Annotated in this window: 2 protein-coding genes; both read left to right on the forward strand. The window is 43.2% G+C overall.

The window, feature by feature from the left end:
• The first annotated feature begins 5 nt into the window (after window positions 1–5).
• Window positions 6–6,728: a non-ribosomal peptide synthetase gene (locus J8M00_RS06630; protein ID WP_211009533.1), complete on the forward strand. Its 6,723-nt coding sequence runs from the start codon at window positions 6–8 to the stop codon at window positions 6,726–6,728.
• Window positions 6,715–14,100: a non-ribosomal peptide synthetase gene (locus tag J8M00_RS06635; protein WP_211009534.1), complete on the forward strand. Its 7,386-nt coding sequence runs from the start codon at window positions 6,715–6,717 to the stop codon at window positions 14,098–14,100. The genes J8M00_RS06630 and J8M00_RS06635 overlap by 14 nt, the downstream gene beginning before the upstream one ends.
• Window positions 14,101–14,178 lie beyond the last annotated feature (78 nt).

Here is a 14,178-nt window from a genome sequence, read left to right on the forward strand (position 1 = left end):
ACATTATGGCTAACGACTTAAATATCATAAGAAACTTTATAAAAGAAAAAATTCAAAACGGGTTAAAGGTCAGCTCACAAAATGGCAAACTTATCATCAAAGGTAATCTTGCGTCACTGTCTAACGAAGACAAACAATTTTTTAAGCAAAATAAAGACAGTATTATCTCTGTTGTTTCACAACTCTCTAATACTCGCTCGAAGCTAAAACCCCATACTTATCCGAAAGACCGCATCCCACTGTCCTTCTCGCAACAGCGGTTATGGTTTTTAGATAAAGTACAAGGAGGAGGGATAGAGTATAACGTCCCTCTTATTTTTAAAGTTACCGGTTCATTAGACTTAGCGTCGGTCAAAAAAGCCTTACAGTCCATACTTGAGCGGCACGAAGTTTTAAGAACTGTTTATATTGAAACTGAACAAAGCCTTGTTTACCAAAAAGTATGTGATAACCCAAAAGTCGATATTGAACGGTATGACCTCACTGAAGTAGCAGATAATAGAAAACAGTCGCAAGTCAAAAGCATCATTACACAAAATGCAGCCAAGCCATTCAATCTTAGTTCAGACCTTATGCTCCGCTGTCTCTATATCCACACGTCAAATGCGACTGACACTCAACCTAGCTCTGGTGTGCTGTTTTTCAATATACACCACATAGCTTCAGATGGCTGGTCAATGAATGTTATATCCAGAGAGTTTGTTACTTTCTACCAAGCGCATAGCGCAGGTGAAAGTGCTGAACTTCCACCTTTGCAATTTCAATATGCCGACTATGCATGTTGGCAAAGAGAGTGGTTAGACGGCAAAGTATTAGACACGCAATTGTCTTACTGGCAGAAAAAACTAGACGGTGCCCCTGCACTTCATGGGATCGCAACCCTTAACGCCAGACCAAAAGTAAAACAAAGTGTTGGCAAAACGGTGAGCAAACCTCTCTCGTTAGACATTGCCACTAAACTACAAAAAATAGCAAATGACTTTCAGCTAACGCCATTTATGCTCATTCACGCAACATTGGCCTTGGTCATATCAAAACACAGTAACTCGCAAGATATTGTTATAGGTACACCCGTAGCCAATCGACTGGTCGCTGGGCTTGAGCCGTTAATTGGTTTTTTTGTCAATTCTCTCGCACTACGATTGAATACCAATCACACCAATTTGGCAGCCTATTTTGAACACGTAAGGGAAGTCCACTTAGAAGCACAATCGAATCAGGATGTTCCTTTTGATCAATTGGTTGAACATTTAAAACTGGAGCGCAGTACCAGCCACTCTCCACTCATTCAAATAATGCTCACCACAATGACGGACTACAAACTGCAAAGTGATGTCAAATATGAGCTGCCGGGTATTGATATTGAACCACTCGATTTAGCCGAATCGACATCAAAATTTGATATGGATATTGATGTGAGCTTCACAAACAAAGGTCTTTTCATTGATTGGACATATGACGAAGCTCTTTTTGGTGAATCGCAAATTCAGCTGCTTGTAGAACACCTGTGCAATGCGCTTACTGCTATTAGCAATTTGGGAGAACAATCTACCGGCCAAGTAGCACTTGCCGACATCGCTATGTTGTCAAATACAGAAATCGACAAGCTACTTGATAAGGCTGCTGGCTCGACAATAGCTAGGGAAACACCGCAGTGCCTGCACCAAATATTTGAACAACAAACAGAGCTAACGCCTGATGCATGTGCCGTTATCACCAATCAAGGTGCCACCAGCTACCGAGAGTTGAATCACAAAGCCAATATTATCGCACACCAGATCCTGGCTTATAAAAAAGCAATGGTTAATCCACTCGTCGGCTTATACATTGAGCGCTCTGTGGAAATGATAGCTGGGCTTCTTGGCATATTAAAAGCAGGCTGTGGGTATTTGGCTCTGGACATTAAACACAGCGATAAGATTATTGTTGAGCGTGTAGAAGATGCAAATGTAGGGCTCATTCTCTCCAGCTCTGTCAATGCACAGGCGCTAAACGACACTGCCAATATTGATATTATTCACTTGGACAAAATTGACTGGGTTCAAGAAGTACCCGATCTCGAAGTTTCTGTAAACGAGCAATCCCTTGCTTACGCACTCACAACGTCGGGGTCAACAGGTAAGCCTAAATTGATCGGCATGCACCACAAACCTTTGGTAAACCTTATTTATGCGATGCAGGAAAACTGCCAAGAAATAGCTAAGCCACATACTGTTTTGCAGTTTTCATCGATTGGCTTTGATATGAGTTTTACCGATATATTTTTAGCCTTGTTGCAAGGCGGTTCATTGCAATTGGTTACTGAAACTGAACAGTTTGACGTTGAAGAAATAGCGACAAAGCTCCAATCAGCAAATATTAGCCTCGCTAATTTGCCTTACTCTATGCTGCAAACACTAGCCAGTTACAGCAACGAAAGGCAACTTCTGTTCCCATCACTTGAAGTTGTTATTTCTACCGCAGCATTGTTAGTCATCACGCCTGAGATCCGTACATTCTTTAAACGCCATCCCAATATCAGGCTTGTGAATCAATATGGTCCATCAGAAACGCACGTATGTACGTCGACCGTGCTGACCAGCGAAGTAGATGAGTGGCCAGAAAGTATCGCAATCGGAGCCCCTATTTCTAATACACACTGCTATGTCGTAGATCACAACGGTGAATTGGTACCAGACGGTGCTATCGGCGAGTTATTTATTGGCGGTGAATGTGTCGGTAAAGGGTATTTAAACAATGCAGCGCTTACCAAGCAAAGCTTCATCCCTAACACCTTCCCTGGCGATACTTCTCCATTGTTATACCGCAGTGGTGATCTCGTTCGCTGGCTGGACAATGGTGAATTAGAATATATCGGCAGAAAGGATGAGCAAGTTAAAATACGCGGGTTTAGAATAGAAATTGGTGCGGTTGAGAGTCAAATAACTAACTGTAGTAAGATTGCTAAATCTTGCGTGATTGCGATTGAAGACCGTGAGATGCTGGTCGCCTATATTTTGCCAAAAGCAACTATTGATATCTCTGAATTAAAAGCTGAGTTATCTCAAAAGCTGCCAGAATACATGATCCCAAACAGATTTATCGTGGTCGAAAACTGGCCCCTGACTACCAATGGTAAAACCGATAAAAAAAGGCTTCCTGCCTATGACGATGTGGTAGATGATGAAGGTATTTCGCCTCCAAAAACTATCACAGAACAAACACTGGCAGTGATATGGACAGAGCTATTAGGCGTGCCAAAAAATTCAATTGGCCGAGAATCTAGTTTCTTTTCATTGGGTGGGCATTCTTTATTAGCAGTCCGTCTCACCTCAGAAATTCGTACTCAGCTTGATTGTGAAGTCGCCATAAAAGATGTGTTTCAATCGCCAACCTTAACCGCGCTGGCTAACATTATTGATACACAGAGTAACCGTGTTGAGCGCCCGCCAATCCTTCCCGTTGAGCGTACAGGCAAATACCTCCCCCTATCGTATTCACAGCAACGACTATGGTTTCTGGACTCGCTGCAAGGGGGGACGCCAGAATATAATATGCCGATTATTTTCGAGCTCCATGGTGACTTAGACTTACCGCTGCTCAATCTCGTGTTCCAGACAATTGTGGACCGTCACGAAGTTTTGCGCACCAATTTTATCAATACAAATGGCGAAGTCACGCAGCACATCAAGAGCGCAAAAAATGTGTCTTTTGCAACCACGGTCATTGACCTTGCCATCACAGACGGTGCAGATCAGACTGCCCAAATACAACAATTGGTAGAGCAAGAGATACGAACTCCATTTGACCTAGCCTGCGACTTAATGCTTCGAACCAAATATATTAAGACTGGTGAGCATGAAGGTGTGCTGACTGTAAATATGCACCATATTGCCTCAGATGGCTGGTCTTTAGAGGTATTTACTAAAGAATTCGTGACGCTGTATAGTGCTTTTCATGCAGGGCAAACCAACCCTCTACCAGCGCTCGACATTCAATATGCCGATTATGCCCATTGGCAGCGAAGCTATTTAAATGAAGCAATGCTTGAGTCGCAATTGACCTATTGGCAACAACAATTGGTAGATTTGCCGGAAGTGCATAATTTGCCGACACAATATCCACGCCCCAACATCAAACAGTACGAGGGCGACCTTGTAAAACTCAGTTTGCCAGAGCACGCGGCGCATCAACTACAAACTATGGCAAAAAAACATGGGGTTACGCAATTTATGCTCTGCCATGGTATTTTTGCACTGTTGCTCGCCCGCTACTGCGGCACCAATGACATTGTGATAGGTGTACCTGTCGCCAATCGCCTTCATACGGAAGTGGACAATTTAATTGGTATGTTTATCAACAACCTGGTTTTGCGCCTAGACGTCGAGCAAGGCTCTATCGCAAAATACCTACAACATGTGAAAACCACACATTTAGAGGCGCAAGAAAACCAGGATGTTCCGTTTGAACAGTTAGTTGAAAGCTTAAATGTCACTCGAAGTACCAGCCATGCGCCACTTTTCCAAATTATGATGACAACCAATACAGAGTATGGCATCAGCTCCAACGAGGAAAATTTCACATTACCAGGCATAGATCTCAAGCCTTACTCTTCAAATGTAATTCATGAAAAGTTTGACCTTCATGTTGATTTTCGAATTACCAATGGCGGAATAGATTTAAGCTGCACCTTTGACTGTCACTTGTTTGACAAAGCATTTATCACACAATTTATGGGCCACCTAGAGCAAATGGTGTTAGCTGTAAGTGCACAATCTTGTGCAACAGATACACAACTGTGTCCTTCGAAGTTACCTATGCTTAACCAAGAGGAAGCTGACTTCTTGCTACACGCTCTAAACGATACTGCTTCAGATTACCCATCGGATCTATGTATCCACGAGTTATTCGAGCATCAAGCAACAGCGCACCCTGATAATATCGCGATTGTATTTGAAAATGAGCAGCTGACCTATGGTGAACTGAATGCACGAGCAAACCAGTTAGCGCACTGTTTAGTTACTCAACACGATGTTAAGCCAGATACATTGGTAGGTCTATGTATCGAGCGTTCACTAGAAATGGTCATCGGTATACTCGCTATACTTAAAGCCGGGGGTGCATATGTACCTTTAGATCCAAGTTACCCACAAGCGCGCTTAAGCTATATGCTTGATGATGCGTCCTTAGATGTTGTGCTGAGCGAGAATAATACATCTGTGGTACTGCATGAGATCTATACAGGTACACTCATCGATATGAAGAACAATTCATATTTCGATCAATTCCCCACTACAAATGTCGATCTTACGGCACAGGGCCTAACCTCATCTCACTTGGCATATGTCATATATACGTCTGGCTCTACTGGTAAGCCTAAAGGTGTCATGGTAGAGCATCAAGCGTTGGTAAACCGAATTCACTGGATGCAAACCCAGTACAATATGACCGTCGACGATACTGTACTCCAGAAAACACCATATAGCTTTGATGTATCGGTATGGGAGTTTGTGTGGCCACTGTCATACGGTGGACGGTTAGTCATTGCAAAACCAGAAGGGCATAAGGACTCTATTTACCTATGTGAGCTTATTCAGCGCAGTGCAATTACGAAACTTCACTTTGTACCTTCTATGCTAGGAGCCATGCTCGAAAATGAAGAGTTCAAACTCTGTACTAATTTGAAACAAGTCTTTTGTAGCGGTGAAGCATTACAAGTGAGCCACGTAGAAGGGGTACGACAAGCATTACCAAATACAGAACTACACAATTTATATGGCCCAACAGAAGCTGCAATTGATGTAAGTTACTGGAACTGCAATGGAGATATCAGTCACGGAGTACCAATAGGAAAGCCCATTGATAATATTCAACTTATGGTGTTGGATAAGTTTCTAAACATGACCCCACATGGTGTAGCTGGAGAATTATTCATCGGCGGTGCCGGTTTGGCTCGCGGCTATCTCAATCGCCCAGAGTTAACAGCAGAGCGCTTTATTGACAATCCGTATTTCGATGCGAGCAATCCAAATAGCTCCAAACGGCTATACCGGACTGGTGATTTGGTTCGTTATTTACCAGACGGTAACTTAGAGTTTATTGCCCGCATAGACCACCAAGTTAAGATAAGAGGTTTTAGGATTGAACTCGGCGAGATTGAAGCACAATTATCTCAGCAACCTAGGGTGGATTCATCTCTGGTTGTAGCAACGGAACTTGCGGGCAGCCAACAGCTTGTGGCGTATGTAAAACCAACCAATGCGTTAAACGAGGGAGATCAAAGCAACTATCTCAGTGGATTGAAATCAACACTTAATAGTGTACTGCCTGATTATATGGTGCCAAGTGTCTTGATGATAGTCGATGAGTGGCCTTTGACCCCTAATGGTAAATTGGATAGAAAGGCATTAGCTCAGCCACAGCAAAGTATCGAAGTAGAATACGTCGCACCTCAAACAGACACAGAGCATACACTAGTCAATATTTGGGCTGAGCTACTCAAAATTGAAGCGCAAAAAATCAGTATTCATAACGGTTTCTTTGAGTTAGGTGGACACTCAATACTTGTGATCCGTCTACTGAGTCGTATAGAGCAGGAACTCGGCCTCAAGCTGGAGCTGCAAGGTCTTTATGAAGTCTCAGAGCTTAGGGAACTCGCACAAATTTGCGACTCTTTAAAACTGAACTTGGATGCACAAGACAAGCTCAATGAATTAGAAGAAACGGAGTTTGAAGATGTCGAATTCTAAAAAAAATATTCCTGCACTGCTGCAAAAGCTGGCATCACTCGACATCACTTTGTATTTAGATGAAGAGACAAAACTACGCGCAAAGGCACCCAAGGGTGCCATTACACCTGAGTTATCGAAAACAATTAAAGAAAACAAAGTTGATCTGACAGCCTACCTGCAAAAATTAGCCGCCATGACGGCTTCGCAGGACGCTCAAGAACAAATTGAGGCAGTAAAGGACAAAGGAAATAAACTGCCTTTGTCTTTCGCACAACAACGACTTTGGTTTATCGATCAGCTTAAACAAGGCTCTCCTGAGTACAACATGCCCATTGCCTTTAAAATTTCAGGCGTACTCGACTTAGCTTTGGTTAAACGTGCTTTTTCCTGCATTGTAAGCCGACATGAGATATTGAGAACCAACTATATCAATAATAACGGCACCGCTTATCAGCAGGTTAAACCTTTATCTGAATTCAATTTTGCCATTGACGAAACGACATTAAGCTCAGCGCAAACGGACACTGATCTGGCCGATATTGTGCAGCGAAATATGTACACACCATTTGACTTAAGCAAAGACCTAATGCTGCGTGTAAGTTACATACATACCAGCCAAGCCAGTGGTATTCTCATCTTAAATATGCATCATATTTCATCGGATGGTTGGTCTATCGAAGTGCTTATCAAAGAGTTTTTTGCACTATACGATGCATTTAAAACTGGACTCTCAAATCCGCTTCCTCCATTGGATATTCAGTATAGCGACTATGCAGTATGGCAACATGAGCATGCACCTAGCCTTGATCAACAATTTAAATACTGGCAACAGCAATTAAGCGATATTCCATTAATACATGGCTTGCACCGTGAACCTGTGACCGTAGAAGATAATGCACGTCAAGCACAAACCGTTTCAGGTTCGCTCCATGCCGATTGCGCCAGTAAGCTTTTAAAGCTTGCGAAAGACCTAAATGTCACACCATTTATGCTAATGCATGGCATTTTCTCCATTGCCATGTCAAAACACTCTAACAGTGATGATATTGTCGTAGGCACGCCAATCGCCAACCGCTCACAAGCGCAACTGCAACCGCTCATTGGCTTTTTTGTCAATACGCTCATTTTGCGAGTGGACACAAGCATCAACATGTTAGGTGACTACTTTGCTGCACTGAGAAAAGTTCACCTATCAGCTCAACAATATCAGGAAATGCCCTATGACCAGCTGGTTGACCGACTAAAAGTGCCAAGAGATGGCGGGTACAACCCGCTTTTTCAGATCATGTTTACCAGTAATACTGAGTACGGATTAAACGATCAGCAAACTCTTAACCACTCTGCATTGGCAGATGTCGACGCAACCGTTTTTGAGTCTGAAGGTACCCCCGCTCAATTCGAACTGCATATCTCTCTAAATATCAGCGACAATGGCGTTGATATAAGCTGGCAGTATGACCCAAGCATCTACAAACAGTCGTACATTGAAAAACTTCATACCCACTTGCAAGTGCTGCTCGAAAGTTTTTCTAATATCACTCACCCAGCTACAACCAAGATATCAGATCTGGCGCTCTTACCACAAAGCGAACAAGCACTATTAATTAACGCTTTGAATGTCAGAGAGATTGAATACACACAATCACACAGTGTATGTACACTCCTTGACCAGCAGGCGAATTTAAATCCGAATCGCGTCGCTGTCGTATTTGAAGCGCACTCCATTACCTACAAAGCGCTCAACGACAAGGCAACCGGCTTAGCTAAACTACTAATTAAAAATCATAAACTCGAGGATAATAGCCCAATAGGGTTGTTTGCTGAACGCTCAATAGAAATGGTCATTGGTATGCTGGCGATTTTAAAAGCAGGTTGCTCTTATGTGCCCATGGAAATTAACTCTCCTGCCACGCGGTTAGCACACATTCTCCAAGATGCGTCGCCCCAGCTTATTCTAAAGCACACCAAAAACGACCTCGATATTGCCAACTGGCATGGTGAAATATGCAATCTATCAGAAGCAATCAGCTCACTCGATAATACCGAGATAGACCAAGATAACGAGCTTCTCTCGCCCATTGCGCCAGATGCACAAACTCCAGCCTATATTATTTACACATCAGGCTCCACGGGCAAACCTAAAGGGGTTGAAGTACCACACCTCGGCATAATTAGACTGATCACCAATCCAAACTTTATGCAATTGGATAGCAGTACAGTGATGATACATACCGCAAATATCGCTTTCGATGCGGCGACACTAGAAGTTTGGGGACCATTACTCAACGGCGGTAAGGTTATATTATACCCAGATAATATCCTCACTCCACAACAGCTCAACGCCACCATAGATAAACATCAGGTCAACTCCATGTTCCTAACCACTGCATTTTTTAAAGAGTGGTTATTGCTCGATGATAGGCTCGATTCCCTACAACAGCTAATTGTAGGAGGCGAGGCGTTAGATCTGGCGACAGTAAAGCTTGCTCAGAAAAAGCTCGCGCACTTACAGCTTACCAACGCATATGGCCCAACGGAAAATACGACGTTTACAACATCCCACAAATTTGAGTTTCCGCTGCGTTCTAAAGTCATCCCAATTGGCAAACGGCTACATTGCGATGAAATTTATATACTTGATAAGTACAACAATTTAACGCCTCATGGCGCTATTGGCGAACTATGTGTAGGTGGTGATGGACTTGCCACTGGGTATATCAACAAACCAGAGTTGACCGCACAAAAATTTATTGTAAACCCTTTTATATCATCGAGAACATCAAGTGCATCGGACCGCTTATATAAAACAGGAGACCTAGTTCGATACCTGCCTGACCACACACTTGAATATGTTGGTAGAACAGATGACCAAGTTAAAATTCGCGGCTTTCGCATTGAACTGGGCGAAATAGAAAGCAAACTGGTAGAGCATCACAAAGTAACATCTGCGTTGGTCATCACTTTCAATAGTGGCAAAACAGTGAAACTTGCGGCTTATATGCAGCTGTGCGATACAGTGCAAAGTGAATGCTCTGATACCGAATTGGCCGACATTAAGAAAGGTCTTGTCGATAAGTTACCAAGCTACATGGTGCCTAGTACGTTTATCGTTGTCGACAATTGGCCTATGACGGCGAATGGAAAAATAGACAAACGCGCACTCCCTGCCCCAGATACGCACACACCAGCCGCGACCATACCAGCGCGCACAGCAACAGAAAAAGGCATTGCAAAGATATGGGCCGAATTATTAGGCGTTGACGCTACAACTATTGGCATTGATGCCAATTTCTTTGAGCTGGGCGGACATTCACTGCTTTGTATTCGGCTCGTCGCTGAAATATCTCAAGCCTTTGGTATCGACATCTCTGTAGAGCAAGTGTTCAATGCTCAAAATTTAGAGCATTTAGCACTGCAAATTGACGCCAGTAACGCCGAAGCAAGCAACACAGTTCCTCTAGTGCCCAGAGAGCATTCCTCAGAGCTGCTCCCCGTCTCCTATGCACAACAACGTATGTGGTTTATGGATAAGCTGCAAAGCGGCTCTGCAGAATATAACATGCCTGTCGCCTTTAATATCGAAGGTGGGGTAGATTTGGGGGCTCTCCAGCACGCCTTTAGCGAAATTGTCAGACGACACGAAATTATTCGGACAACGTACCATGAACAAGACGGCGAAATTAAGCAAAAAGTGCGATCGGCAGAGCTGGTTGACTTTAAAATTGAGGTTACAGATCTAACAGCCTATTCTACGGCGCTTCAAACACAGAAACTAAATGAGAAACTCGATGCTGAATTTTCGAGACCTTTTGATTTAGCCTCAGATTTGATGCTGCGCGCGCATATCGTAAAGCTCACTGAAAGCAAAAGTACACTGATTTACAACATGCATCATATTGCGTCTGATGGCTGGTCGATGGAGGTTATCACTAGAGAATTTACAGCCCTATACTCTGCATATAAACAAGCTCAGCCATCTCCGCTCGAAGATTTGTCTATTCAATATGCCGACTTTGCACTTTGGCAAAGAGCACATTTGGATGATTCAAGGCTAAAGCAGCAACTTCACTACTGGCTGGATAACTTACAAGATGCGCCTGCTACACACGCGTTGCCACTTTGCCAACCGAGATCTCAAAACCAGGCAAACCCTGCGGCGGTGGTTGAGTCAGCGCTTGGTGAAAAGCCATCAGCTCAATTGTTAGCCATCGCGAAGGATGCCAAGTTAACACCATTCATGTTGATGCATGGTTTACTCTCACTTATCATCACCAAACACAGTAACTCTCATGACATCATCGTCGGCACACCAACCGCGAATAGATTGAAAGCAGAGCTGGCACCACTTGTCGGACTATTTGTCAATACACTCGTACTAAGAGTGAATACTGAACAAGCAAACTGGCAGGACTTTTTTAACCATCTACGTGAAGTCCACCTAAATTCACAAAAACACCAAGATATACCTTTTGAACAATTGGTTGAACACTTATCAGAGTCACGCTCTACGCAAGTCACCCCAATCTTTCAAATTATGGTCACCATAAATTCAGAGTTTGGGCAAATGGATAATGCGCTGCAGCCCACAGAGGAACACGGCGATACGCACTTTGAACTGTTAACTGCGCAACAAGGGCTAGCCAAATTTGATCTGGAAGTCGACTTTGCCATTTGTGAAACTGGTATCAAGGTGCATTGGCAATATAACTCAAGTCTATTTACTCAACAAAGAGTTCAAAAGATGAGTGATCACCTGTGTACGCTTATGGAGAATTTATCTGAAAGCTTTGCCGACATCAAAGGGGCGCCACCTCTGACATTGCCAGCTTACAGCAACGAAGAAAAAAATCAGCTGTTGCATCTCTCTCACGGTATAGGCCGATCATTTAACGACAATCAATGTCTCCACGAACTCATTGAGCAAATGGCCCATGAAAAGCCTGACAAAGTCGCGCTTGTAAGCAGTGACACTGAGCTAACCTATGCGCAGATCAATGCACAAGCAAATCAACTTGCTCGATACATCAGAGATAAATTCGACGTATCTGCCGAAACTCTGGTTGGCCTTTGTGCAGATCGCAGCATTGAAATGGTGATCGGTGTAATTGCAATCTTAAAAACTGGCGGCGGGTTTGTGCCAATAGATCCTGCATACCCTTTGTCCCGAATTGAGTATATGCTTGATGATGCCCAGTTAAAACTGGTACTCACTCAAGGCAGTGGCAACAAGACATTAGAACAAAATCCTGTCGATAAAATAGACTTAGACCACCTTATTAATCAAACTGGCGTACTGAGCCGCTATGCAACCGAAAACATAGCGAAAGATCAGCTTGCGCTGTGCGCATCAAGCACGGCTTACATCATCTATACCTCTGGTTCAACAGGTCAACCAAAAGGCGTAATGGTAGCACACAGTGCCTTGCTCAATTACCAAGAGCATATCAAAACGGTATATCAAGTCAGTGACAATGACGTTGTTTTACAATTTTCAAACATCTCATTTGATATCTTCATTGAAGAATTGTGTGCTAGCTTGTGTATTGGTGCACAGCTGGTATTAAGGAATGAGCAATCAGCTTATAGCTTTGACCACTTCATACAATTTTGTAATCAGCATAGTATCACCATCGCTAGCTTACCCACCGCTTTTTGGGCGCAAACCACCTCAGATGAGCTTTCTGTACCTGTACATAGTTTGCAAAAAGTTATTGTCGGTGGTGAAGCGCTCACTGCAACAACGGTTAAAAATCACTATCAAAAATTAGGGAATAACACTGCTCTTATCAATACCTATGGACCGACAGAAGCAACCGTCACTGCATCAAGCTATGTAACCTCACCTAAAGATGCCCAAGCGCTCAACATTCCTATTGGAAAAGCAAACCCGAACTATCAGTTGTTGGTTTTAGACCCCTATCTCTTGCCTACTCCTATTGGCAGTATTGGTGAACTTTACATTGGTGGTCCTGGATTAGCAAAAGGGTATTGGCAGCGCTTAGACTTAACCAAAGAGAAGTTTGTACCAAACCCTTATCATGACCCTCAAAATAAGCAAAGCTCTGAGTTGCTGTATAGAACCGGAGATCTTGGATACTTTTTAGAAGATGGCACCGTGCATTTTGTCGGCCGACAAGACAGCCAAGTCAAAATTCGCGGCTTTAGGGTAGAGCTTGGCGAAATAGAGTCGCAAATTGCGCAAGTTCCAGTGATTGACTCTGCACTTGTGACCATCACTGAACTTAACCACAATCAGTATTTAGTCGCTTATGTCAAAGCAGAAAGCCAGCTGGTTACTACCAACTCGTCCGAACTAGAGCAAACAATTCAGCAAAGTTTAAAAGCCGCGCTACCAGATTACATGCTGCCGCATAAGGTTGTGATCGTATCTGAATGGCCTTTAACTGCGAACGGTAAAATAGATAAAAATGCATTGCCAACCATTACCTTTGAAACAAGCGCTGAGCAGTACGAAGCACCGAGCACCGAAGCTGAAATTACCCTCACAAAAATTTGGGCTGAGGTACTAGACACCCATATTGATGCGTTAAGTATTGGCTCAAGCTTTTTTGCAATTGGTGGGCACTCATTACTTGCTGTTAAACTCATTTCTAAAATTCACACGGTATTGCAAAAACCAGTGAGCTTGTCTCAAGTATTTGAGTTTAATACTATCAAGACTCAAGCCGAGCTAATTGACTCTCTCTGTTCAACACACCTTTTGGATCAGCCACTTCTTCAGCCAACGGATAAAGAGGGCTCTCCAACAATGGGGTGTTACTTCATTCCAGGTGTTGCCAGTACAGATAAAGATTTTATCGACATTATGCAGCACATGAAGGATTTTGAAGGCGAAATTGGAGTCTTTAGGCATAAGGGTCTTATTTCAGGTGAAAAGCCATTCACAAGTATTACAGAGAATGTGGAAGCGTTTGCTAACGCAATCGCTGAACGTGATTTAAATAAAGTTAAACTTGTTGGCCACTCTTATGGTGGTGTACTCGCATTAGAATTAGCTGCTAGGTTAATTGACTCGGGATACCAAGTTGAACTCATCATGTTAGATACCTATATTCATCCTGCCAGGTTTGTTGATGCTGCCACATTGAATGAAAATATCGATTCGATTGAAGTCGCGGAACATTTGAAGTCGCTGTATAATTTGCAATCACGGTTACATATTGAGTACCAGCCAAGTTGGGAGCTGGGTCGTACGCAGCTCATTTTAGCGACGCAAAGCCCCGCTGACCAAAACAAATATATCGCTTACTTGGACAGGCATGCGTCCAATATTGCCACCACCAAACTACAGGGCGATCACTTCAGTATACTAAGAGGTGACAACGCAAAGTGGATTGCGAAGGTGCTTTTGAATAACAACGCGACTTAAACGATTCAATTTGCATACTGCTGGTTGCCTGCGCCATGTTAGCCATACATGTAGCAGGCAACCTTCATTTGACTAATC

It is taken from the genome of Pseudoalteromonas luteoviolacea (assembly GCF_018100925.1).
Taxonomy (GTDB): domain Bacteria; phylum Pseudomonadota; class Gammaproteobacteria; order Enterobacterales; family Alteromonadaceae; genus Pseudoalteromonas; species Pseudoalteromonas obscura.